This window comes from Tundrisphaera macrotermitis (assembly GCF_051175315.1).
GTDB lineage: Bacteria > Planctomycetota > Planctomycetia > Isosphaerales > Isosphaeraceae > Tundrisphaera.
The window spans coordinates 523,408-546,889 of record NZ_CP195100.1; the positions used below are offsets into that span (position 1 = coordinate 523,408).

Sequence of the window (23,482 nt, forward strand, 5' to 3'; positions counted from 1 at the left end):
CAGGAGCACCCATGGAAACACCACCCACCTCAACCGGCGAGAAGGCCAAGGCCCGCGACATCATCGCGGCCATCCGCACGCTGAAAACGCTCGAATCCGAACACCGACCGGCCACTACCGATGAACGGGACATACTCGCCCGCTTCGGCGGCTTCGGCCCGGTCGCCCTCTCCATCTTCCCCGACCCGGTCACCGGCCGTTACAAGGACGGTTGGCAGGCCATCGGCGAGGATCTGAAGGGGCTGCTCACGCCCGAGGAGTACGACTCGGCCAAGCGGACCACCTTCTCGCAGTTCTTCACCGCCCCCGTGGCGATGGAGGCCATGCACGAAGCCCTGGCACGGCTGGGAGTTCCGGCTAATGGCGTGGTGTTGGAGCCCGGTTGTGGAAATGGCCGGTTCATGACCGGCAAACACCGCTATATCGGAGTGGAGCTTGATTCGATCTCCGGCCGGATCGCCAGGCTGCTGCACCCGGAGGCCGACATACGGATAGAGAACTTCCGAGATACCAAACTGCCTCCATTGGACGCGGTGATCGGCAATGTCCCGTTTGCGGACGTGAAGATTGACTTCCAGGGCGACAAGCTTTCGCTCCACGACTACTTCATCGCCAAGTCAGTCGACTCACTCAAGCCCGGCGGCGTGCTGGCGGTGGTCACCTCGCACTACACGATGGACAAGCAGAACGCGGCCGCCCGCGAGAGGCTCGCCGCCCAGGCCGACTTCCTGGGGGCAATCCGTCTGCCATCCGACGCCTTCAAGGCGGAAGGGACGGGCGTCACGACCGACATCCTGTTCCTCCGGAAGCGGGCGCCCGGCCAGGAGCCGAACCACGCCGATCCGGAATGGCTGGAAACCTCCGTGCTCGGAATCCAAGGGGCCGATCTGCCGGTGAACCGCTACTTCTGCAACCACCACGAGATGGTGCTCGGGGACTGGAGCCGCAAGGACACGCTCTACGGCTCGGGATTCTCGGTGAAGCCGGTGGGCGACCTGGGCGAGCAGCTGCGGGCGGCCGTGACGAGGTTGCCGGGGGTCGTCCAGACCGAGGCCGAGCGGGCGAATCCGCCACCCAAGACTTTCCAAGAACCGCCCAAGCAAAGCATTTTACTTCAAGCGGTTAATCCTGATATTCGCCCAACACCCGCCTTCACGCCCCCTCCCCCGCTCCGCCACATCGCCGAGGGCTCGTTCTTCGTCGGCGACGACAAGGTCGTCCGCCAGATGGAAGGCGGCCGGTCCGAGCCCGTCACCTACGGCGGCACCCTGCTCCGGTCCGACGGCACCATGACCGGCAAGCGGATCGCGGCCCTGATCTCCTTGCGGGACGGGGCGCGCCGCGTCCTCCAGTCCCAGAACGAGGGCTGGCCGGAGGAGAACCGCGAGGCCGCACGCCGCGAGCTGAACCGCACCTACGACCGCTTCGTGGCCAGCTACGGCCCGGTCAACAAGACCACATTCTCGGAGACCAAGGACGGCACGCAGATCCGGCGCATGCCCAACCTGGCCAAGTTCCGCGAAGACCCGGACGCGATGCTGGTGATGAGCCTCGAGGAATACGACGAGGCGACCGGCCTGGCCGAGAAGGCCGCCATCATGAAGAAGGACGTGGTGGGTCCGAAGCCGCCCGTCACGCGGGTCGCGTCCGCCGAGGAGGGCCTGCTGGTCTCGCTCAACGAGCGCGGCTGCGTGGATATCGGCTTCATCGCCGGGCTATACGGCCAGCCGGGGGCGATCGTCCTCAGCGAGCTGGGCGACCTGATCTACAGCGACCCGGTGACCAGGGAGCGCCAGACCGCCGATGCATATCTTTCGGGCAACGTCCGCGAGAAGCTCAAGATCGCCGAGGCGGCGGGGCCCGCCTACGCGGACAACGTGGCGGCGCTCCGCCAGGTGCAGCCGGAGGACGTGCTGCCCGGCGACATCGACGCCAATCTCGGGGCGCCGTGGATCCCGGCCAGCGACATCCGGAAGTTCGCGGGCGAGCTGTTCAACGTGCCGCCCGAGGCGTTCCAGATCGGCCACCTGAAGAAGGACGCCGTGTGGAGCGTGGAGCCGGATTACCGGGCACTCAGCTCGGTGGCGGCCACGGCGGACTACGGCACCTCGCGGATCAACGGCACCGAGCTGCTCGGGCTCGCCCTCAACCTCAAGACGCCGGTCATCTACGACACCGTGCGGGGCGCGCATGGCGACGAGCGGGTGCTGAACCCGACCGAGACGCAGGCCGCCCGCGAGAAGCAGAAGCTGATCAAGGAGAAGTTCAAGTCCTGGATCTTCTCCGACCCCGACCGGACCGAGCGGCTGGTGCGGGATTACAACGACACCTACAACAATTTGCGGCCCCGGCTGTTCGACGGCTCGCACCTGGATTTCCCGGGGATGAGCAGGCAGATCGAATTGCGGCCGCACCAGAAGGACGGCGTCTGGCGGTGCATGACCGGCGGGAATACGCTGCTGGCGCACGTGGTCGGGGCCGGCAAGACCGGGGCTGCCGTCGCCGCCGGGATGAAAATGAAGCAGGCCGGGCTGATCAAGAAGCCATTGTACGTGGTCCCGAATCATTGCCTGGAGCAATTCGGCCGCGAGTTCATGCATTGGTACCCGAACGCCAAGGTCCTGATCGCAACCAAGGAGGATTTCACGAAGGAGCGGCGGAAGGCGCTGACCGCCAAGATCGCCACCGGCGACTGGGACGGCATCGTCGTCACCCATTCCGGATTCGAGCGGATCGGCATGAGCCGGGACTTCCAGGAGCGGTTCTTGCGCGAGCAGATCGCCGAATACGAATCTTTGCTGGTCGACAAGGCCTCGCACGGCCGCAACATCATCAAGACGCTGGAGAAGCAGAAGGCCAATCGCGAGGAGAAGCTGAAAAGCCTGCTGGCCGAGGACAAGAAGGACGACGGGCTGGTCTTCGACGAGCTGGGCGTGGACCAGGTCTTCATCGACGAGGCGCACTACTTCAAGAACCTCGAGACGCCCACCAAGATGGACCGGGTGGCCGGCATCCAGACCGGGGGTTCGGAACGCGCGTTCGACCTCTACATGAAGGCCCGCTACCTCGATGAGGAGCGTCCCGGCCGCGGCGTGGTCTTCATGACCGGCACGCCGATTTCGAACACGATGGTCGAGATGTACACCAACCAGCGGTTCCTCGATCTTGAGGGCTTGCGCTCACGCGGCATCGACCATTTCGACGCCTGGGCGGCCTCGTTCGGCGAAGTCGTCGACACGATGGAGATCTCTCCGGACGGTGCCTCACTCCGGCCCCGCAGCCGCTTCGCCAAGTTCGTGAACCTGCCCGAGCTGGTGCAGATGTTCCGGGCCTTCGCCGACGTGCAGACGGCGGACATGCTCGACCTGCCCCGCCCGGCGCTCGAAGGCGGCAAGCCGCAGACGGTGGCCTGCCCGATGTCGGACGAGCAGGCGGAGCTGCAGGCCGGGCTGATCGAGCGGTACGACAAGCTTCGCAGCCAGAAGGTCGACCCCCGCGAGGACAATGCGCTCGCGATCACCACCGACGGCCGCAAGCTGGCCCTGGACGGCCGCATGCTCCAGCCCGGCCCGGACTTCCCCGGCTCGAAGATCAACGCGCTGGTGGCCAACGTCGCCCGCATCTGGGAGCGGACGGCCGACACACGCGGCACGCAGATGATCTTCTCGGACATGGGCGTGAACCCGACGCCCTGGGGCTTCTCGGCCTATGACGAGGTAGCCAGGAAGCTCGAGGAACGAGGCATCCCCCGCCACCAGATCGCCAACATCGGCGATGCCGACACCGACGCCAAGAAGCAGGCGTTGTTCGAGAAGGTCCGGCAGGGGACGGTGCGGGTGCTGATCGGTTCGACGGCCAAGATGGGCACCGGCACCAACGTCCAGAAGCGGCTGGTGGCGCTGCACCACCTGGACGCGCCGTGGAAACCCGCCGAGGTCGAGCAGCGCGAGGGCCGCATCCTCCGGCAGGGCAACCAGAACAAGGAGGTGGCGATCTACCGCTACGTCACGGAAGGGTCGTTCGACGCCTTCATGTGGCAGGCGTTGGAGACCAAGGCGAGGTTCATCGCCCAGGTGATGAGCGGCGACTGCGCGGTCAGGAAGGCCGAGGATATCGGCGGGCAGGAACTCAGCTACGCGGAGGTGAAGGCGATCGCTTCCGGGAACCCGGCGGTGCTGACCCTGGCCGAGACCGACGCCGAGCTGCAACGCCTGGCGATCCTGCGGAAGAACCACCACGACGAGCAGTACCTGGCGCGGCGGAACCTCCGCGACCTGCCGGACGACATCCGGCGGCTGAACAAGCGGCTGGACGGGCTGACGCAAGACATGGCGACGATGGCCGCGAACGACGGCACGCCATCGCAGGAGGCGGTCGCCAAGCGCATGGGCCAGATGCCCGAGAAGGTGAGCGAGGCCTACCGGACGAAACTCGGCACCTACCGGGGGCTGGAATGCGGGCTGATCCTGCACCCGCTCGGCGGCATGGAGGTCTACCTGGACGGGGCGACGCGGTGCCGCGAGACCCTGATGCGGGACAATCCGGGGCCGCGAGCGGTCCTGAACGCCCTGGCGCGGGTGGCCGACGACTACGAGGATTGCTGCCGCCGGAACCGGGCCGAGATCGCCCTCAAGGAAGGGCAGTTGCACGACTACGAGACCAGGCTGGGCAAGCCCTTCGAGCACGAGGCGTACCAGAGTCGGTTGGCCGACTTGCGGGACGAGCTGAAGCTGGCCCTGTCGGAGCACGCGCCAGAAGGCGGCCGGAGCACGAAGGAGATCGCGGAAGCGATTGGGAAGCTGCGGGAATCGGTCACGGTCGAGGCGGCGCCGGAGCGGGTCGCGAGGAAGGCGGCACGGGCGGAGGTGCCGGTGACGGCACGGATTCGGGCGAGGAGGGTGGAGCCACAGGAGAAGGTGGCGGAATCGGAGGCGGTGGCGCCCACGGCCGAGGTTATCGCGTTGCCGGTCCCGGCGGAAGTGCCCGCTGCGCCCCCTGCCCCGCCGGTCATGCCCGCCATGTACCAGGATCGGGCACCGGAGCACGCGCAGCGGGTGAGCCAGAGGCGGCGGGCGGATGGGGCGCAGCTCAGGTTGTTCTAGGCTGCTCGTTCCAATACCCGGTTGCGATAAACGCCCGCGACGAGCGATTCCGCGAAAGCCCTGTCGGGATGCTCGGGGAGCGTCGAAATCCGCTGACACTCCCCGAGCCTTTCGAGCCCGGCCTCGAGCAATTCGGCCACCTGCTTGTATGGAAGCTCGCCCTTGCGGATCTGGAGCAGCAGCCCGGCCTCCGGGCGCGGATAGCTGATCGAGTGCGTCAGGAGCAATTCCTCGGCCTCCCGGCAGACGCGGGTGGCGTGCATCATCGCCTTCCAGTCCACGCCTTCGTTCTTCTCGGCGAGCAACGCCCGCTGGCCGTACTCGTCGAACAGGTGCTTGTAGACCTTGTGGGCTTCCTTGACCGTGACGTGCTCCTGGACCTTGCGGCTGCAGACGTCGAGCATCCTGACCTTGAGTTCCGGCCGGGCGCGCAGGCTATCCTCGACGATCTGCATGTGCTGGAACTCGGGATTCGCCGCCAGCGCCTCGATGTCGTGCCAGTGGTCTTTGAGCTTGGCCTGCGAGCCGTTCGCTTCCATCAGCCGGGCGAAGAGGGTCATGGCCGCCCGGGAGGAGGCGACTCTGCTTCCCTTCACGCCGTACTTGTTGGCTTGCTGGCGGCAGTAGCCCGCGAAAGCAGAGACCCCGCGATGGAGGAACCGGGCCTTGTTCTCGCGGATCAGCTCCCATTCCGGGCTGGATTCGATGATCCAGCGGTCGGGCGTGAACAGCATGGTCAGCGCGACGGTCTGCCCTTCGAGCAGCAGCTTCAGGTACTGCTGGAGCGAGAACGACTCGAAATCGACGTCATCCGCCGTGTTCTTTTGCGCGGAGTCGAGCTTCGTCCGCACGTTGATCGTATTCTTCGGCCGCTGGAGCAGGATGTCCAGGCCATCAGGCAGGTGGACGGCCTTGAAGTCCTGGTCGCTGGAGGGGACGTTGGTGCCGTAGACGTGGCTGCCGAATTGCATTTTGACGAGGGTTTTCACGCGACCTCCTCCAGCACTCGGTTCATCGCATAAGACGGCTGGTAGCCGGGCAGGACGTTCCCGGTGGGGCGGATCGCGCGGAAGATCGTCTCCCTTGTCCGGCCGGTCAGCAGTTCGCCATCATTCTTGCGGTAAGGGAAAACGAACCGCCTCGCATCTTCCGGGATCGTCGCCAGCCGGAGCCCGACCTCCTTATCTGACAGGTCAGCGAGGGCATTGGCCGCCGCGCGTACAGAGCCGAGCAAACGGTCGAGCCGTTCCTGCAACGCCCCGATGATCGCGTCGAAATCCGCCCAGAACTCCTCCGGAAGCTGCCGTCTCAGCTCCTCCAGGTCATCGCCTGCCGCCATGGCCTCCCACATCGCCAGCGGCGTCACGCGAGACACCAGCCGGTGGATGCGGCAATACTCGTCGCCCTTGACCTTGAGCCGCAGCCCGTCGTCGAATCGCAGGACGAACCCTTCCTCCGAGCCCGGCAGTTCCCTCGCCGTGGCGAGCAACTCGGACATGGCGTTGAAGGCGAACCGCCTGGCGATGTCCCAGCCCAGCTTGAGGGCAAGCATCGCCAGCTCGTTGTAGTCCAGTTCCGAGCCATCCTCGCGGTAGGCGCCGAGCAGCGTCAGCCCTGCCTTCTGGTAGTGGACGACGATCCGGTTCTCGGGGTAGATGGCCTCGGCCAGGTAGGTCGTGCCCGGTACCAGCGGCGAGAGGTCGAACCGCGAGATCCATGCCTTCGCCCACTTCGCCTGGTCGGAGGCGAGGCTGCCCTTGGTGGCGCACCGCCACTCGCCGCCGTGGTGGAAGATGATGATCAGGCTGCCGTCCATCTTTTCGTAGACCTCGAACGGCAGGTCGGGGATTGAATCCGCCCGCTCGCCGACGTTGAAGAACTTCGGGAAGGGCGTGGCGACAACTCTCTTCTCAACCGGGTCGAGGATGATCCCTCGCGCGAGCATGGTCATGTCGTTCCAGTTCCGCTCGTACACGGCCGCTTTCGAGTAGCAGAACAGGCTCAGGCCGTCGCTGCCGATGTTCTCGTTCACGTCGCCGACGGACTTGGCGATTTTCAGGCCGTTCCACAGCTCGTCGAAGGTTAGGCTTCTAGCGGGATGGGTCATGACGCCCTCCGCAGGTCGGTCACGACCACGTTGGGCTGCTTGTCGCCGGCCAGGATGTCCTTGATCTGGGAGCCGAAGGTCTGGGCGTGCTTCTGGAGCAGGGCTGGTGTCCGCCATCCGGCGTCCCGCTCCTTCTCTCCCATGGGGCGGTCGATCACCAGGTAGCGGACATCACCCCCACCGGCCAACGTGACGCACGCGAGACGGTCCTTGCGCTTGAGATTGGTGGCGTCCACGACGGCGGGGATGCCGTGCGTGATGCGGGCTTTGACGACCGCGTGGAGGGCGGCGAAAACGTCATCGTTCCGAGACTGGTCGTGCGTATCGCCGAGAAGGTCGGCGCGGAACTGGTCGCTGCTCACGACGTGCGATGGGTGGATGCCGAAGGTCCCGGCGACGGGAGACGTGAGGAAAGTCGTCTTGCCAGCCCCGCTGGGCCCGACCATGAGCGTCAACAGCCCCTTTTTGGCCGTGACGGGGTCCTCCTCCCAGTCGCGGAACTGGAGGCAGGTGAGGCCGCGCTCGCGCCACATGGTTACGACGCTCGGGCGGTCATCGATGACGCAGAGAATCTCGTGCCCTTCGGCAAGGATGGCGTCCAGCAACTCCGACTTGACTATGAAGTCCTGGCGGTAGTCGCCATCCCTCCGCATGAGGAGCTCGTCGAACGGCACCTCATGCTTCACGAGCCAGGAAACGGTCTGCCCGTAGACCTTGTCCGAGCGACCGGAAACGAGCAGCACCTTGTAGCCCTGCCGATGGAGTGCGACCGCCAGGTCGCGGATCGGCTCGATCAGCGTGTCCTGGCCGCACTCAGCAAAGAACGCGTCCCAGTTATGGGAGCCGTTTTTGATGTGATGGAGACGATGAGACAGGTCGGCGAGCGTGCCGTCGAGGTCGAAAATTACTGCTTTGGTCACTATCCCTCTCAGTCACCCCCTCAGCGTAACCGCCGCATGGCGATTTGCGACCGACCGGCAGCGGTTACGCTGAGAAGATGATGCATGGGGATATCGTCGGTCGCGGAAAGACCATAGCAGGGTTCAAGGTTCGCGCAAGCGAAAAGTGATGGTCCGTGTGGCAGGATTCGAACCTGCGTGATCTTGGCCCCAAACCAAGCGACTGACCTCTAGCCTACACACGGATATCGATGAAATGAAATTGGCACTCCCGCTCGGATTTGAACCGAGGATTGCGGAGTTGGAGGCCGCCGTGTTACCGGGCTACACCACAGGAGCGTGGCGCGTCACCAGCCGGCAGCGGGAGTCGGTCGGGGAGATGGGGAAGGCAAAATGGTAGCGGAAGCCGGAATTGCACCGGCGGTCTGAAGGTTATGAGCCTCCCGAGATACTACTTCTCCATTCCGCATCAATATGTCCATGCGACCAACGATACAGCGATCTCAGCTTTTGCGCAACCACTTTGTTGACCAAACTCAATCCTGGGTTAAGCTTGGGGAAACGCACGCCTCTCCCCGGAGCAGCCCCATGGCCAAGAAGAAGCCCAAGCCCGCCGAGCCGGTCGAGCCGGAAGAGATCAGCCAGGAAGTGCCGGAAACCGAGCCCGAGTTCAACACGGACGACGACATCGAGGCCGAACTGGAAGAGGCCAAGTCCCCCGCGAAGGCCATGAACAAGTCGCAGGCCGCCCGTTCCGCCATCGACGCAGGCTACGAGAAGCCCGGCCCGGCCGTCGAGTACATCAAGGCCGAGTTCGGGATCGACATGAACCCGCAGCACTTCAGCGCCATCAAATCGAACTACAAGAAGAAGCAAGGCGACGCACCCGCCGAGACGCCGGCACCCAAGCGGGCGGCTTCCCCTGCCCCGGCGGCAAAATCTGCTGCCGGAGCTGGCGACCCCGGCCTGCTGACCGACCTGGCGGCCGTCAAGCATCTGGTCGAGCGGCTGGGTGCCGAGCAGGTCCGGCAGATTGTCGGGCTGTTCGAGTAACGGGAGGCGCGGGCAGGGATGCCTTTTCTCTGGCCAAGCCCCATATTTCGGCCTATCCTCCTCGAATGTTCCGCATCGCACTCGCCCTGCTCCTGCTCATCACCTCCCCTGCCATGGCGGCCGACTACCCCGCGCGTTGAGTGCGTGACCGACGGCGACGGTAGTGACTCGGCAATGCAACCGAGATTTCCGGCATCACGCACAGGCCAATGCCTCACGTTGGGACGCCACGGGCGACACTACCGCCCGCGCCAGAATTATTCTGGCCGCCGCATGGTCACGATCGATGACGCACCCGCAATCGCACCGATGGGTGCGCTCCGAAAGCGTCTTTTTGGCGACCGCACCGCAATTAGGGCAGGTCTGGCTCGTACCTGCAGCCTTGACTTCAACAAGCTCGCGACCGGCCCATGCTGCCTTGTACGCGAGGTAATTTTTCAAGATTGACCATCCGGCGTCGTTCACGCCTTTGGCGAGCATGCCAGAGGACAACCCTTTCACATTCAGCTTCTCCACTGCTATCAGATCGTTCTCCCGAACTAATTTTGCACTTGTTTGGTGCAAGTGGGTCTTGCGACTGTTGGCGATTTTAGCGTGAAGCCACGTAACGCTTGCTTTAACCTTCTTCCGGCGATTGCTGCCTTTTTTGCAACGTGACAAAGCCCGCTGTCGTCGCCTCAGCTCCTTCTCCGCTCGTTTGGTGTGGCGTGGATTGGCAATCGCTTCTCCGGTTGAGAGCGTGGCCAACGTGGTTAGCCCCACGTCGATACCGACCTGCTGACCGGTGGCCGGGAGCGGCTGCACGGGGACACGGTACTGGAGGCAGACGTACCAGCCCTTATGGCCACGCGTGAATGTGCAACTCAGCGGCTTTCCTTTTGGCAAAGGCCGGTGCAGGTGGATACGGAGTGAGCCGGGGAGCCCCTTGAATCGGATTCGGCCTTCGCGGAGGGTGATGCCGGAGAATTCGGAGAAGCCAAACGATTGCCATCGGCCTTTGCCACGAAAACGAGGATGCCCAGCTTTTCCTCCCCTATTTTTAACTCTGCGGAAGAATGCCTGATAAGAGTCATCTAACTGTTTAAGTGTCCAACGCTGAAGATTCAGAGGAATTCCCGCAAAGCACTCGAACTTACGAAGTTCAGTAAGTTCTTTGAATTGCTCGTTCTTGTTCGGTGTTCTTCCAGTCTTTCGGTAGCAGTCAATCCGCTCCATAAGGGCAGCATTGTAGAGCACACGCTGGCTCTCTATGATTTCCTCTAAAGTCCAGTGTTGCCGCCGGTTGGGCAGCAATCGGAACTTGTAAGTTAAGACAATGGTGCTATCTTCAGCGTCAGCCATGCGAGGTGAGCTCTCGTTGTTGGTCAGGGGCGGCGGGCGTTGGTAGCGCCTTGCCACTCCGCAATTAATATATTAAATAAATACTATACGCAATGACAATGCTGCCAAGCATGCTATTTCTCTTGCTTTATTTTCTTATTCCGGCAGCAGGATTATGCGAAACGTTTAAAGCTCGCGTAATTCACCTCAGCGACGGCGACACGCTCACCGTGCTCAGGGATGGCAAAACGCAGGTGAAAGTCCGGCTGCACGGGGTGGACGCACCAGAAACCGGCCAGCCGTTCGGGAGCCGGGCGAAGCAGGCAGCTTCGGAGCTGGCGTACGGCAAGCAGGTGACGATCCGCGAGGTGGATAGGGACCGGTATGGCCGGACGGTGGCGGAGGTGACCTTGCCGGATGGGCGGGTGATGGGGCGGGAACTTACTGGCCTCGGATGGGCTTGGTGGTACCGGGAATACGCTCCGGCCGATCAGGCGCTGGCCCGGCTGGAAAGCGAGGCACGAGCGGCCAGGCGTGGGCTATGGGCTGACCCGAACCCGGTGCCGCCCTGGGACTGGAGGAAAGGCCGTGGCGTTCCGTTCACGGCGGAGGTGGTGGGGAACCGGCGGAGCCACGTCTACCACCTGCCGCATTGCCGAGGGGAGGCGTCGATGAAGACTGAGAACCGGGTGGCGTTCAAGACGGCGGCGGAGGCTGAAGAGCGGGGGTATCGGCGGGCGGGGGATTGCCATATCCGTGACAGAACGAATACTGTCAAACTTTTGAAGCCGAACCTACGGGAGCGGTTTCATAGTGAATCAAATCTTCGAGCATTATCTTAGCACTTGAAGGGTTGATTGTAAGACCGTTACTTTTACACCAAGACACATGTATCGTTTGACTTGTAATTTCAACTCCTGGAGATGCGCCGCGATTCGCTAACATCAATGGCAAGCTCGATGGACTAGCAGGAGTACGCTTGGTCGTTGTCGCATAAACATTCCACCCGTTAAGCATATAGTCCTTTAAAACCTCTCGGTCTGGCAAAGCGCGTCGGGTTCCAGCAGAAGCAATAGCGGCTTCGGGCCCGGATCCAGGCCGCTTCGTCAGGCAGACACTGTTCACATGGGATTTGATCGACCCATGATGGGGGATTTTAATTACATCAAAAGCTGGGTCAACTCCATCTTCCATCGCATAAGTCTTCCAGTATGCTATTGCTCTTTCCAGGCCAATATTGCCCGAATCTGCGCCCAAGAGCATGTTGAACACTTGCCCATCCTGCTTGACAGTAAGCACTATTACAAGAGATAATTCATTAGCAATAGGCCTGGCGCTTGCGTTGGTCGCAAGTTTCCTTAAATCATCCGATATAATACGCCGCCTGTCTCGCGGATCTGGGCCTATCGGAATGAAATTAATGATGTCCCGTAGGCCGCTAGGATATAACGGTATAGAGCGAGCGGCAAGTGATTGCCAATTGATTTGCTCGGCACGGTCTAGATCGGCCAGTTTTTGTTGTAATGTTTCATATTCATTATCTCCAGTCGGTTTATTTTTCATTAGATGCTTGGCGTCTAACGCATTCAGCCCAGTGTCTATATAATACCCAAGCCTTTCACCTCTAGCTAAAATTCTTTCTAAGACGGATTGCATTCCATGGTAATGATCATAATCGGGATGAGTTTGAAATATAAAATCAAAGGTTTTGATGCCTAGATGATCACAAAATTTAAAAAATCTATTACGTATGCCGTCTCTCTCTGGAAGGCAACAATCTATTAAGCCCCATCGATTGCGCGGCAATTCGACAAGTATCGTATCCCCGTGGCCGCAGTTGAACAAATGCAAATTAATCTTAATAAGACTAGAATTCTGTCGGGCCGTCGAGAGCTTTCCTACGGAAGTTGCTTGACTCGTCATGTAAATCTGGCTCCTGATCCAGTAATTCTGCACGGTCGTTCTGCACTTCCGCAACTATCACAAATACTGCCAGCCTGGCACCTACTTCTGGCAAGCGAGAATCCAGGAACTGATTCTTTTCGTAGACCTGCTCAACATAACTACCATCTATGAAATAGAGTACAGAAATTTTTTCTTCATACATATCTTCGATTGTCCCCTCATACGATTGGGACATACGAACACGAGATCCAGGGCGGGATACGAACGCAGAAAGAAGACAATCGTTAGTCTTTGCGCGGTCATTGAGCGAATCAATTAGCTTGTCGACTGTTCGCTGCAATTCTACGCAATGCGATTGAATTTGATCAAACTTTTGTGTTTCTCTAGCTACGGCCCTACGCAATTCTGCAACGCTCTGCCGCAGTTCTGCATTGCGTGTTTGAAGGAATTGATTCTGAGTTTTGAGTTTGTCGCATTCTTCTCTCAAAGACTCAAGAAGCCTGTCTTTATCGCTTTTGTTTTCACTTTCATGATGGGCAACAGAATGATCAGGCGAATGTTGCTGAAGCGATTTGCCATGATGTGGAAACGACCAAACCACATGATTGTGATAGTCGCTTTTCCAGGTAATGAAATCAGCTTTTTTTGATTGACTTTTAAGTAGGAGTTCTTGCTTGTCAGGGAGTTGAAGTAGATACAATTCGAAAATTTTATAAAGATCCTCTGCGGAGAGATCGGCAATATCCTTATCGGCGACCAGCTCTCTTGGGCTCAAGTACATTGCATTCAAATCCTTTGACATCATTCTTCGCCACTCTGAAGGTCCATGTCTTTAAGGAGACGCTGCTTCGCATCGCTCAATCTTTTTATCAGCATGTCGATGTCCGAGAGATCGCATTCGAGTTCGAAGTTAGATGCATGGCCGCCGTCTGCTCCCTCGAAAGGGAGAAAGTAGTATCCATAGTAAGGCGACTCCCCTCGGGAGCCATCTGTGTAGCGAAGCCTCAGTCGCAAAAAAGCATCTGTAACCCTCCTGCCTCGATACGAATCTTCTCGCTCGCAAACTATTTCATAATCAACTTCTTCAATGCATGCCCCAGTAGCGGTAGAAAGTCGCCAACCTCTTTGCCTCATGGCCTCTGTGATAATCCTGCTTGTTACAATCTCGATTTTTGGTCGAACTTGTCTGCGAAATTCTTCGATCTGAGGATGGGGCTTTTTCCGATAATCCTCGATATAGTATCTTTCCAGAAACTCTAGGGATGCGTCATTGTCTGGAATTCGCAATGCGGTTGAGATCAACTGTCTAATCTCATTTTTTGCTATCCTTGACACCTCTACATCAATGGCGACATCGTTGGCTCGCCTGCTGAATTCAGCCCTAAAATCTTCCTCTTCGCCAACCAGTTTGATTGCGCCACGACGATTAAGGAACAGCAGGATTTTGCCGGAATCTCGAAGTTCAACTATTGCATCCACGGCCGCTTCAAAACGGTCTAGTGGCAGACCGAAAGCTTCAATCGTGGTATTTTCTTCGGTTCCTTCTGCCACGACTCACCTACCCATCTTTAAAGCTCGGAGTAAACCGATTGCGGGAACATTGGGACAGGGCCTATTCGGGCACTCCGGCACCCGAGGCTAGCACGAGTAAATCTCCCTCGCAAAGGAACTTCCGAAATCGTACCCTCTGATTTCTCGAATCATCGCAGAAACTTTTTCAACCCCCATCGGATTTTGCCACAGGATGCCAGGTTTTGTATCTTGCCTAGATCGCGACCCCACAATCCTCTTTGGACAATCGATTCTAAGCAAATCAGGAAAGTTCGGCCATCCTGTTTCCTTTGAACCTGTGAAGGCTCAGAAGTAGAGGCGCTGACCATTCTCCGGCATAACTCGCTAAGGCGTCATGGTTTAGAACACCGGGTTCTTTAGGTTCCCAATCAACTCCTCCACCGTCGGCCGAATCCTCCGCGTCCCGTCCAGCCAGCAGTAGACCGTCCGTGGCTTGGCCTTGATGCGGGCGGCGAATTTCTCGACGCCGCCCCACGCGATCACGATCGGCCGGAGCTCTTCCGGCGTCACCGGGCCAGACCCTTCCGGTTGTGGATCACCGACGACGCCAGCGCCAGCAGGATGAATCCGACGCCCGCGAGCCCCGTCACGATTTCCGAGACGTGGTACACCGTGCTGACCAGCATCAGGATGGCGAGGGCACCGATCCCGTAATGGGCCCCGTGCTCCAGGTAGATGAACTCGCTCAGCGTCCCGCCGCGCACCAGCCGGACGGTCAGGGTGCGGATGACCGCCGCGCCGATCCCCAGGCCGATCATGATGACGACGATGTTGTTGGACATGGCGAAGGCCCCCACCACCCCGTCCAGCGAGAAGCTGGCGTCGAGCACCTCCAGGTAGATGAAGGCGGCCAGCCCCCCCTTCCCCGACACGCAGGCCGTCGGGTCGTCCCCGCAGGTGCCCATCAGGCCGTTCACGAACAGGTAGCAGAGCAGGCCGAGCATCCCCGGCACCAGCGAGGCCGTGGGCAGGCAGAGGATCACGGCCAGGGCAATGGCGATCGCCGCCGCCTCGATCCGCCCGACCATGACGAGGTGGCGTTCGAGCGGACCGATCCAGTGGGTCTCCTTGCCGGCGTCCAGGAGGAAGCCGAGGAAGACCATCAGGAGGAAGATGCCGCCGAAGGACGCGATGGCGACGTGCGAGGAGGCGAGTTGCCTGCCGTATTCCTCGGGATCGCCGATCGCCATCCGGGCGACTTCGCCCATGCCCATGCCCCCGGCGACCGAGACGATGACCACGGGGAGCACGAGCCTCATGCCGAACACGGCGATCAGGATGCCCCAGGTCAGGAACCGCCTCTGCCATACGAGGCTCATGTTGCGCAAGACGGTGGCATTCACGACCGCGTTATCAAAGCTGAGCGAGACTTCCATCACCGCTAGGAGGAGGACGGGGAGCAGGTACTGGGTCACTTATTGATCCACTTCACGAATTTGATGGCCCAGTAGACAATCAGCCCGATGGACAGGATTAACAAAAGATCGATCATCATTTCTGCCGCCCCCTCTCTGGTAGTATTTTTATTCCCGCCCTTTCAATCGCTTCAGCAAAGGGCATTACTTCTCCATTATATTCAGCCATTTTTGTATTCCTTCTGTTCCTGGATTGTTCGGTTCGAGTACCCCATTTACAATTGCCGGGCTCATAGTTCCCATTCGTGTCGATCCGCTCCAAGCTATGCTGAGGGGTCGGCCTCGGCCCCATATCTAGAATGAAATTTTCGATTGAGTTTGCCCATCTATCGCAAACGGTAATTCCCCGTCCTCCATAGTTTTTATAGTTTGACAAGCTCTCATTAGAACACCGCGCCACCATGTGCGACCACGATTTATAGCCCGAAACAAGCGACATGCTGTGCTTTCTGCTGCGTTTGGATAGCATCTCTCGGGCTAAGCAGCCACAACTTTTTGCGCTCCCGTTTCTCAGATTTGCTACCACGGACACACACTGGCGACCACAATCGCACCTACATGACCAATAAGCAGCTCGTGCTCTTCCGGACGTCTGTCCTACATAATTGAGCGCCACCAGTCTGCCAAATCGTTGCCCTGCGATATCAATAAAGCGGGGGTGTGTTGGTTTAGGTGGAAGTTCCTCCATGCTAACTATCTCTTGCATTCATTCCCCAGCTGACTCAAAGGCATGCAAAACAATCCGCCATCCTTACCGTCCGCGTCCACGAAGCAGACCGCGTCGTATCCGTCGGGGCGGCAGATGGAGTAGACGCCGGTGATGGTCACCATGCGCCGGAAGCCGCCATCCCCGATGGAGAGGGAGAGGGAGAGCACCGCCACCAGGGAGATGATGGCCACGAAAGCAATGAGCGCGAGCTTCATGGCGTTACGCCGTCATCCGGCGGATCTTGTCGACGACATCCTTCTCCGATTTGGAGAAATCGCCGTCCGCGTTGGCGATCTGGGTCGCGATGCCGATGACGCGGATGCGGGCGATCTTGTCCCGGATCACGGAGACCTTGTCGTAGAGGACTTCCTCCGCCAGCTGCTTGTCGGCGTTGATCAGGTTGACGTCGCTGTCGAAGTGCGAGCGGATGGCCTTCTGATTGAAGCCGCGGAGGGACTCATGGCTTGTTATCGCCTTGAAGGCGGCCTCCTTCTCCGCTTCGGAGATGTTCCCGTCGGCGGCGGCCACCAGGACCGACGCGGCCACCACGGCCTTCAGCTCCTCCTCATTGACGAGGGCTTCGAATTTCTCTTTGGCCTTGCTGATGGCCTTACCAAGTGCTGCGAACATAAAATTTCCAATTCTCTGAGGGGTGAATGGGGCGGGGGCCGGTGCCCCCGCCCTTTGATTTACGCGGCGACGGACAGGCCGTAGCGGGTGGCCAATGCGCCGAGCTCTCCGGCTTCGGGGGCGCCAACCGCCACGAAGTTCCAGTCGGAGCCCTCGCGGACCAGCTTGCCCAGCACGAAGGTCGCGCCGTCCAAATCTGAGGTGATCTTGTAGTTGGCGAGCTCCTGCTGGTTTTCCGCGTTCACGATGCGGATGAACGCATTGTCCAGATCCTTCAGGCTCTGGCCTTTCTGAGCCGCCTGGTAGATCGAGGCGACGAACACGATCTCGGAGATGTGCGCGGGCACGGTCTGCAGGTTCACGTCGATCACCTCGTCGTCGCCATCGCCGTCGCCGGTCAGGTTGTCGCCGCGGCTGGAAACGGACTTGCAGCCGGAAACCTTGCCTCCGAAGTAGACGAAATCGCCCTTGCCCTGCAGCTTGCCGTTGGCGTCGAGCAGGAACGCGGCCAGGTCGAGGTCCATCGAGTTGCCGTCCTGCTTGGCATCCCAGCCCGCGCCGGCGAACACCTTGGTCAGCCCTGGGGCCTTCTTGGTCAGCGAGATGCTCTCGCCTTTGGTCATTGAAATTGTGTCGGACATGATGTAGTCTCCATAATGGTTGTTTTAATGAACATGCTGAGTGCTAGTCAGTACGCCATCCATAGAGCCATCCGGGGATTCGCGCAAGGGGTTTTTTGCGCGTTGCGCACAATCCCCCGGACGCATGGCCGATTGCACGAGCGTGCGGGATGGCCTATGGTCGGCCCATGACCGAGAAGCCACCCACAGACCCCGCCTTACACGCCGTCGATTTTTCGCAACGCTACGCCGAGGACTTGGAGATCGCCACCGGGCAGGCGATGATCGACCTCGGCCTCACGCGCGACCAGATGGGCGCGAAGGACTGGACGCGCGGGGGCGAGCACCACACGTTCTACCCGGAAGAATCCTCGGGCGGCACCGTCTCGCCCGACGGGCGGATCATGCTCGATTCCGGGATCATGAACCCGGAGCTGATGGCGGACGGATACGACGAGGCCACCCAGGAGCTCTGGAGGCGCACTCGGCTGCCGGACCGCATCAAGGCGACCATCGCCCACGAGCTGGCCGAGCATGAGACGGGGAGCCATGAAGGGGCATTGGTGGCCGCGCCGGACACGGAGCTGCCGGTCGGCCCGCACGCCAAGCGGCTGCTGGAGAGCATGAGGGATGGGTGGAGAGGGAGGTAGGTTGCGGGCGATGCCTCAAGGGCTATCGCTTGGCATTGCGTCGCGCGTCTGTACCAGCGACCACTACCCACCTACCGGCCACGTACAGCGTTGAGCCGGATTCTTTTCATCGGTTGGTGTCTAAACCACCACGCCGCAACCTTCACGCATCCTATCACCCTTTCACGAACGCGCAAGCCAATTCCGTCGGGCGGTAGGCGCCCTCATCCCCGCGCGCGAACGAGTGGAGCGGCTCCATCAGCCCGGCCGCCACCAGTTCCCGGTAGAGCGGACGGGTCTCTTCCGTGACCGCCACGTACTCGCGGTTCATCCGGCGGCGGATCAGCATTTCGGCGGCGGGCGAGATCGTGATCGTTTCCGGCATGGCGGCCTCCTTGGTAGGGGCATCGTACCTGGTCATTCCGGTTCCGGCGAGCCGAGATCGCCCAGCCGCCAGCTGCGTGGTAAGAATTTGGTAAGGATATTGGCGATGCGACCCCAATCCGGCTACAATCACCGCAGACCGATGCCTAGCGATAAACCCAATGTTTGCAGACGGTTTAAGTGCGATCCCAACGCGAGTCAAGTACCACTCTCATGGCAGGCCCTCCGGTCTCAAAATCCGGTGGGCTAACACCCGTGTCGGTTCGAGTCCGACCTTCGGTACTTCGAAGACGCCGCCCTCCAGTTCATGGTGGGCGGCGTCTTCTTCTTTGTCGGGCAACGACTTGCGTCGCCCAGGCGTTCGTGGTTCCTCGTCATCCTCGTCGCTAGCCTGGGGCCCCCCGAGTGCCGTGTGATGACGGTCGGTGCCGGGTCTCTCCACAAGCCTCCCCACAAGCCGGGCCTCCCGGATTGCCTGCTCCAATCCTTCCTTGTCGTACTTGGCGTATCCCCGAACGCCCAGATCCGAAGCCTCCCGTCGGAGTTGTCGGATGGTCGGCTCGTGCCCCGGCGAGGGGGCCTGGCCCGGCCTGTCCTCCCCGATCAGATCGCCCCGTGGCCGATCGGAAACGCCGTCGGCCTGGGGCGTTCGCCCATCCCTGAGGGACGGGAGCGGGGGCAGCTTCTCGACCGCCTCGGCCAGGTGAGTGTCCTTCCGCAGCTTGGCGTAGACGCCCATCGTCAGATTGATGTCCGAATGACGGGCGAGGTCCTGGGTGAACTTCGGCGAGACACCGGCGATCACGAGGTTGGTCGTGAAGGTTCCCCTCAGCGAGTGGAAGTCGGCCACCAACCCGTCATGATCGACGTAGGGAAGGCCCGCCCCTTCGAGGTCGGCCCTCATCATCTCGGCGGTCAGCTTGCCCCTGACCGGGAACAGCGGCTCCTGCTCGGCGAGGTCCGCCTTGGTGTCCTCGATCCAGCGGCGGATCATGTCGGCGACGTCTTTCCTCAGGGGCAACTCCTCCTCCTTCCGTCGCTTCGAGATCGTGGACTTGACCCTCATGCTCGGCGGATCGGCCACGAAGTTGAACGATCGCTTCGTGACCGAGCCGATCTCGTTCCGTCGGTAGCCCGTGTAGGAGGCAACGATGTACAGGACTGCCCGGTCCGGGCCGCTCATCCCCTCGACAACCGGGCCTCGGCCAGCCGCCTCCAGCAGGCGTGCGAATTCCTCGGGGGACAGCGGGCGTCGGACCCGACGGCGGTCGGTCTCCGGGTCCATCATGGAGATCTTACCGGCGGGGTCGTAATCGGTGCGGCGGTCCTCGACCAACCATCTGGTGAAAATCTTGAAGGCTCGCAGGTAGTGATTGCGGGTGGAGATGCTCCTCCCGGACCTCCGCAATCCCCCGAGGACGTCGCTGATCTTGCTGGGGGCTATGTCCTGGATGAAGATCATCCCGGATTTGTCGAGGATGGAGCGGATGCGGGACATGGTGAGCTTGACGTGGGCCTCGGTGTCCTCACGATTGCGTAGCTCCTTCTCGAAATCCCCGAGGTGATCGTCGAGCGGCGTGGCCTGATGTTTCTTGAAGGGGTTCACGATCCCAACGATGGCCAACTCGACCTCACGTTCTCTCTCCCTCAGCAGTTGCTCGGTCGCCGTCTTGTCCCTGAATCCGGGCTCCTTGCGACGGTTGCCCTTCTCGTCGGTGAACTCGATGTACCAGCGGGCCGTCTTGCGAGTCACCCGCCGTCCCGTCGTCTTATCCGATTTCGTGTATGTTGGCTTATAGACGGAGCCCATGATCGGTGCCCTTCGAGTTGGATGTTCATGTTTTGACAATAAGCCAAGCGTTCGAGATTACGTTCATCTCTGCCTGGGCCTCTTCGCCTTGATGACGCCCCATATCTTCTGGTTCGGGCAGCCCAGGGCGATCCAGTCGAGGATCTCGGACCGTCCCCAACGGATCAACTTCGGCCCAAGCTCGATCGGCTCCGGGAGCTTGCCGCTGCTCCGCATACGCCAGAGGACACGCTCGGAGACATTAAGCCTGACGGCGAGGTCCTGGACCGTGAAGAGCCAGGGCTCCTCGTGTCTGGACCAGGAGTCGAATTCGGTCTCGGTGATCCTGATCGAGTCGTCCCCCAGGCGATGAACCGGCAACCCTCTGGCCACCATCGCCTCGAAATCCGCCTCGCCCATAGTGAAGAGGTTGCAGAACTCATCCTTCGTCCATACTTGCCCTACCCCCTTGCGGCCAAACGGCCTGGTGAACTCCAGTGTCTCTCCTTCCCTGAGCAGATAGTTCTCCGGGACGAAGCGGCCTCCGACCTTGCCGGGGGCGTTGGGGGCGATGTTGAAGAGGCCGGACAGTTCGTGGCGAACTCGACCTACATGCTGCCCCCCGAGCGGAAGGACGTCTTCGTTCGCCCCGTGAATGATACGGACCAGGCCCAGCTCGGAGTCCGGGACGTCGAGGCGTTTCCGGGAAGCGATCATGCGTTCGGCATGTGCCACCGCCTCTTCAGGGCTTGCGAATCCCGACTCGAACAGATTCAAGGGTGGTCGGGGTCTTGCGGAAGGTTGAATGGTCATCCTTCGATGCTCCTGTATAGGCGAACACGACGTGCGACGATGTTTAACCAAGGATTGAGGACGTGGCCTGCGGGAACCACGGATCGCCTTTGTCTCCAGAACGTCCGCATGGTAGTGAGCGAAGTCAATGTTGTAAAATTGCCTGGCGGCATGCCCGTTTTGGGCTGCGTGGGCATCAAGTCACGAGCGGCGAGCGACTGGACAGATCCGAGGACGCTCCACCTCATGAGCGACCGTCACGACCACCCCATCACCGACGGCATCCGCCGGGCGATACGTGACGATGGCCGAACCCCGTTCGAACTTGCCAAGCTGGCGAACATCGGCCCGCAGCAGCTTTATCGGTTCTTGAACGGGAAGCGGGGGCTCTCCCTGGAGGTTCTGGACAAGCTGGCTGTCGTCGTCGGGGCCGAGGTCCGCAAGGTAGGCGAGGTCGTGCAGGTTTCATCGACCATCACCGTTCCCGTCGAGGCCCCCGTCTCAACCGTTCCTAACCCCGGCGGCCTGCTCCTACGCAGTCCCGGATTAAGCCCTTTCGTACGTGGGAAGCCGGGGGTGATACGGGCTTCGGCTGCGGCCCCCGGCACCAGACCGATCACCGCCACCATGCGTGAGGAGGCGATGTCGGGCGGCTCTCGGCGTCCCGACCACGGCCAGGCTCGGCGTGCGGGCCAACGGAGACGAATGCAGATCGAAGGCTTGGGGCCTGGCGTGCTGGAGTTCTACCTGAAACTGGACCGCAAGGACCGCCCGCCCTACTACAAATTGCTCGACGCCATGTTCGGCTACGATCTACCCGGCCCTCATTCTCGTGGGTGGTACAGGAGGGCTGATGGGATACAGGAGATCGTCCTGAAGAGGCCCGAGGTCATCTCGTGGCTCTGGGACCTCCCGCCCGAACGGAGAGTCACGGCTTCCAGGGCATTGGACCCGGAGGCCGTCCCCGAGGATGAGGCATCGTTCAGGCGGTGGGCCGAAGCGCTGGAGCCGTAGTAGAGAGGAACTTGTCGAGTCGCCTGACGTACTCCCGGTGGGCGTCCCGAATACGTCTCCTGGCGATCTCGTACGCTTCGTCCCACGGCTAGAACCCCAGGTAGTAGCGGTCGTTCAGCAGGGCCATCTTGCAGGTCGTCCCCGTCCCGGCCATCACGTCCAAGCAGAGGTCGCCTGGATTCGAAAACGGCAGGATCAGATCGGCGGCCATCACCTCCGGGATGACCCCGCCGTGGCCCCACACGTCATTGTCCTTCGTGCTCTTGTTGTTCCCGACGCCGTAGGGCCACACGTCCGTCCTGACGCCCTCGTCGGCGACGGTCATGGAGGCACGCTCGATGAGCGTCCCGCCCCGGCCCCTATGTTTCATGGTGTTCATACGCCCCGGTTGGCGGTTGGGCCGATCGACCAGGAGGTTGACCGTGCGGGCCGCCCCTTCGCCAGGACGAGTCCGAGCGAGACCGTCCGGCTGTAATGCCGTGGGCACCTCCTTGCGTTGTCGCTGACGAGGTAGATGGTCTGATAGGGGCGGAAGCCAAGGCTGCGGAAATTCCGTCTCTGCTCGTCTGCGGTGCCCGACTCGTCGCCGTCACGGATCTGGTCCTGGACGACCCAGCAGACGATTCCGCCGTGCATCATGACCCGCCATAGCTCGTCGGCGATGGGCCGGAAGGTGTCGAAGTCCCAGCCGACGTCCTCTAGTCACGCATGTCGTCGTAGGGGGGAGACTTCAAGGAGAAGGGGATGCTGTCGCCCGGAAGCGACCGCATCCCCGTGACCGCATCGGTCAGGAGGATGGCGTTCTTAATCACACCGCCACCCCTTCCTTGGCCCCGGCCCGAAGTCCCTCGATCAGGGCGGCGGCCCGGTCCAGCAGGTCCACGAGGTTGGCCTCGACTGGGCGGATCTCCTCCAGGGCTCGGACGACCTTGAGGAGCAGGTCCCTGGGCGAGGGCGGGACCGGCGGGACTTCGATGGCGTCGGCGACGAGCGGCTTCTCGCTCGGGGCGATGTTCAACTGCTGCCGAGCCCCGGGACGGCTGCCCTGCCCGGACTCGTCGAGGTGAGGGACCGCCCAGGTCTCCGCTTCTGGCGTCGTGATGGCGACCGGCCTGGGTGAGACCACGACCGGACCCGGCGTCGGCTTTTCGGCGGGCGGCGCCAGAATCCCCAGGTCCCGGAGGGCCTCGGTCTTGCACTTCCAGGTGTCCAAGTTTTCGAATGCCGTCCGCTCGAAGAACTTGCGGGCGTGGCCCGCCGTCGTCGGGTTAACGTCGATCTCCTTCAAGCACCTCATCCAGGTGTTGGAGACGTTGTGCCGCTTGTACAAATAGCTGAGGGCCTCCCCGAGACGCCAGAAGTCGTCCATGAGCCGCCGCTGCCGGTTCTTGAGGGCGGTCGTGTGGCCCTCGACCGCCCGGCTATACTTCCTGGCGGCCTCGATCAGGGCAACGTCGGTGGATGATTCGGAGACGGGCTCGGCGACGGGAAGGAAGATTTCCATGATCCTATTCTCCTGGGTTAGGTGTCTGGGAGGGCGTT

The 23,482-nt window shown here is 61.1% G+C and carries 23 protein-coding genes and 3 tRNA genes; 5 read left to right on the top strand and 21 right to left on the bottom strand.

The features are described 5' to 3' along the window. The first annotated feature begins 11 nt into the window (after window positions 1-11). Entirely contained in the window at window positions 12-5,102 is a 5,091-nt protein-coding gene (locus TA3x_RS02495) for a helicase-related protein (protein ID WP_435018525.1), read from the top strand. Here TA3x_RS02495 and TA3x_RS02500 read toward each other — a convergent pair. From TA3x_RS02500 to TA3x_RS02525, 6 genes are all read right to left on the bottom strand, one after another. Further along, window positions 5,099-6,091: a DNA polymerase beta superfamily protein gene (locus TA3x_RS02500; RefSeq protein ID WP_435018526.1), complete on the bottom strand. Its 993-nt coding sequence runs from the start codon at window positions 6,089-6,091 to the stop codon at window positions 5,099-5,101. The genes TA3x_RS02495 and TA3x_RS02500 overlap by 4 nt on opposite strands. Beyond that, complete coding sequence (locus TA3x_RS02505) at window positions 6,088-7,209, bottom strand: T4 RnlA family RNA ligase (protein WP_435018527.1); 1,122 nt, start codon at window positions 7,207-7,209, stop codon at window positions 6,088-6,090. The genes TA3x_RS02500 and TA3x_RS02505 overlap by 4 nt, the downstream gene beginning before the upstream one ends. Next, complete coding sequence (locus tag TA3x_RS02510; RefSeq protein ID WP_435018528.1) at window positions 7,206-8,129, bottom strand: AAA family ATPase; 924 nt, start codon at window positions 8,127-8,129, stop codon at window positions 7,206-7,208. The genes TA3x_RS02505 and TA3x_RS02510 overlap by 4 nt, the downstream gene beginning before the upstream one ends. 149 nt (window positions 8,130-8,278) lie before the next feature. Continuing rightward, window positions 8,279-8,353: transfer RNA gene (locus TA3x_RS02515), tRNA-Pro, on the bottom strand. 18 nt (window positions 8,354-8,371) lie between these two features. Beyond that, a tRNA-Trp gene (locus TA3x_RS02520) sits at window positions 8,372-8,447 on the bottom strand. 55 nt (window positions 8,448-8,502) lie between these two features. Beyond that, window positions 8,503-8,577 (bottom strand) — tRNA-Met (locus TA3x_RS02525). A 119-nt stretch (window positions 8,578-8,696) separates the two neighbouring features. Between TA3x_RS02525 and TA3x_RS02530 the strand changes: the two genes are divergently transcribed. Beyond that, window positions 8,697-9,161 carry a hypothetical protein gene (locus tag TA3x_RS02530; RefSeq protein ID WP_435018529.1) on the top strand — a complete coding sequence of 155 codons (465 nt, stop codon included), beginning with the start codon at window positions 8,697-8,699 and terminating at the stop codon, window positions 9,159-9,161. 195 nt (window positions 9,162-9,356) lie between these two features. On the opposite strand, the gene TA3x_RS02535 is transcribed toward TA3x_RS02530, so the two are convergent. After that, window positions 9,357-10,502: an RNA-guided endonuclease InsQ/TnpB family protein gene (locus tag TA3x_RS02535; protein ID WP_435018530.1), complete on the bottom strand. Its 1,146-nt coding sequence runs from the start codon at window positions 10,500-10,502 to the stop codon at window positions 9,357-9,359. Window positions 10,503-10,612: 110 nt separating this feature from the next. Between TA3x_RS02535 and TA3x_RS02540 the strand changes: the two genes are divergently transcribed. Beyond that, complete coding sequence (locus tag TA3x_RS02540; RefSeq protein WP_435018531.1) at window positions 10,613-11,323, top strand: thermonuclease family protein; 711 nt, start codon at window positions 10,613-10,615, stop codon at window positions 11,321-11,323. On the opposite strand, the gene TA3x_RS02545 is transcribed toward TA3x_RS02540, so the two are convergent. From TA3x_RS02545 to TA3x_RS02580, 8 genes are all read right to left on the bottom strand, one after another. Beyond that, the gene (locus TA3x_RS02545; RefSeq protein ID WP_435018532.1) at window positions 11,256-12,404 is read right to left on the bottom strand and encodes a hypothetical protein; all 1,149 of its coding nucleotides are present in this window, start codon (window positions 12,402-12,404) and stop codon (window positions 11,256-11,258) included. The two genes, TA3x_RS02540 and TA3x_RS02545, sit on opposite strands and share 68 nt — an antisense overlap. After that, window positions 12,349-13,167 (bottom strand): hypothetical protein, encoded by an 819-nt coding sequence (locus TA3x_RS02550; protein ID WP_435018533.1) that lies wholly within the window; start codon window positions 13,165-13,167, stop codon window positions 12,349-12,351. Before TA3x_RS02550 ends, TA3x_RS02545 begins: the two co-directional genes overlap by 56 nt. A gap of 20 nt (window positions 13,168-13,187) precedes the next feature. Beyond that, entirely contained in the window at window positions 13,188-13,937 is a 750-nt protein-coding gene (locus TA3x_RS02555; RefSeq protein WP_435018534.1) for a hypothetical protein, read from the bottom strand. A gap of 360 nt (window positions 13,938-14,297) precedes the next feature. Continuing rightward, complete coding sequence (locus tag TA3x_RS02560; protein WP_435018535.1) at window positions 14,298-14,468, bottom strand: hypothetical protein; 171 nt, start codon at window positions 14,466-14,468, stop codon at window positions 14,298-14,300. Further along, window positions 14,465-15,373, bottom strand: a complete 909-nt coding sequence (locus TA3x_RS02565; RefSeq protein ID WP_435018536.1) for a DUF475 domain-containing protein — start codon at window positions 15,371-15,373, stop codon at window positions 14,465-14,467. Before TA3x_RS02565 ends, TA3x_RS02560 begins: the two co-directional genes overlap by 4 nt. Before the next feature lie 693 nt (window positions 15,374-16,066). Further along, a complete protein-coding gene (locus tag TA3x_RS02570; protein ID WP_435018537.1) occupies window positions 16,067-16,297 on the bottom strand; it encodes a hypothetical protein in 231 nt (76 codons plus the stop codon). Between the two features lie 4 nt (window positions 16,298-16,301). Then, the gene (locus tag TA3x_RS02575; RefSeq protein ID WP_435018538.1) at window positions 16,302-16,712 is read right to left on the bottom strand and encodes a TerB family tellurite resistance protein; all 411 of its coding nucleotides are present in this window, start codon (window positions 16,710-16,712) and stop codon (window positions 16,302-16,304) included. A gap of 59 nt (window positions 16,713-16,771) precedes the next feature. Next, window positions 16,772-17,353: a TerD family protein gene (locus TA3x_RS02580; RefSeq protein WP_435018539.1), complete on the bottom strand. Its 582-nt coding sequence runs from the start codon at window positions 17,351-17,353 to the stop codon at window positions 16,772-16,774. A 149-nt stretch (window positions 17,354-17,502) separates the two neighbouring features. Here TA3x_RS02580 and TA3x_RS02585 point away from each other — a divergent pair, with 149 nt between their 5' ends. After that, complete coding sequence (locus TA3x_RS02585; RefSeq protein ID WP_435018540.1) at window positions 17,503-17,982, top strand: hypothetical protein; 480 nt, start codon at window positions 17,503-17,505, stop codon at window positions 17,980-17,982. A gap of 154 nt (window positions 17,983-18,136) precedes the next feature. Here the strand turns inward: TA3x_RS02585 and TA3x_RS02590 are convergent, their stop codons facing one another. The 3 genes from TA3x_RS02590 to TA3x_RS02600 form a co-directional block, all read right to left on the bottom strand. Then, a complete protein-coding gene (locus tag TA3x_RS02590) occupies window positions 18,137-18,346 on the bottom strand; it encodes a hypothetical protein (RefSeq protein ID WP_435018541.1) in 210 nt (69 codons plus the stop codon). A 210-nt stretch (window positions 18,347-18,556) separates the two neighbouring features. Beyond that, window positions 18,557-20,155: a tyrosine-type recombinase/integrase gene (locus TA3x_RS02595; RefSeq protein WP_435018542.1), complete on the bottom strand. Its 1,599-nt coding sequence runs from the start codon at window positions 20,153-20,155 to the stop codon at window positions 18,557-18,559. A gap of 63 nt (window positions 20,156-20,218) precedes the next feature. Then, on the bottom strand, window positions 20,219-20,947 hold the full coding sequence (locus tag TA3x_RS02600; RefSeq protein WP_435018543.1) for a helix-turn-helix transcriptional regulator: 729 nt from the start codon (window positions 20,945-20,947) through the stop codon (window positions 20,219-20,221). 225 nt (window positions 20,948-21,172) lie between these two features. Between TA3x_RS02600 and TA3x_RS02605 the strand changes: the two genes are divergently transcribed. Beyond that, the gene (locus TA3x_RS02605; RefSeq protein ID WP_435018544.1) at window positions 21,173-21,940 is read left to right on the top strand and encodes a helix-turn-helix domain-containing protein; all 768 of its coding nucleotides are present in this window, start codon (window positions 21,173-21,175) and stop codon (window positions 21,938-21,940) included. An 88-nt stretch (window positions 21,941-22,028) separates the two neighbouring features. On the opposite strand, the gene TA3x_RS02610 is transcribed toward TA3x_RS02605, so the two are convergent. The 3 genes from TA3x_RS02610 to TA3x_RS02620 form a co-directional block, all read right to left on the bottom strand. Further along, a complete protein-coding gene (locus tag TA3x_RS02610) occupies window positions 22,029-22,310 on the bottom strand; it encodes a DNA methyltransferase (protein ID WP_435018545.1) in 282 nt (93 codons plus the stop codon). Between the two features lie 5 nt (window positions 22,311-22,315). Further along, window positions 22,316-22,579, bottom strand: a complete 264-nt coding sequence (locus TA3x_RS02615; RefSeq protein WP_435018546.1) for a hypothetical protein — start codon at window positions 22,577-22,579, stop codon at window positions 22,316-22,318. Between the two features lie 169 nt (window positions 22,580-22,748). Beyond that, on the bottom strand, window positions 22,749-23,444 hold the full coding sequence (locus tag TA3x_RS02620) for a hypothetical protein (protein ID WP_435018547.1): 696 nt from the start codon (window positions 23,442-23,444) through the stop codon (window positions 22,749-22,751). Window positions 23,445-23,482 lie beyond the last annotated feature (38 nt).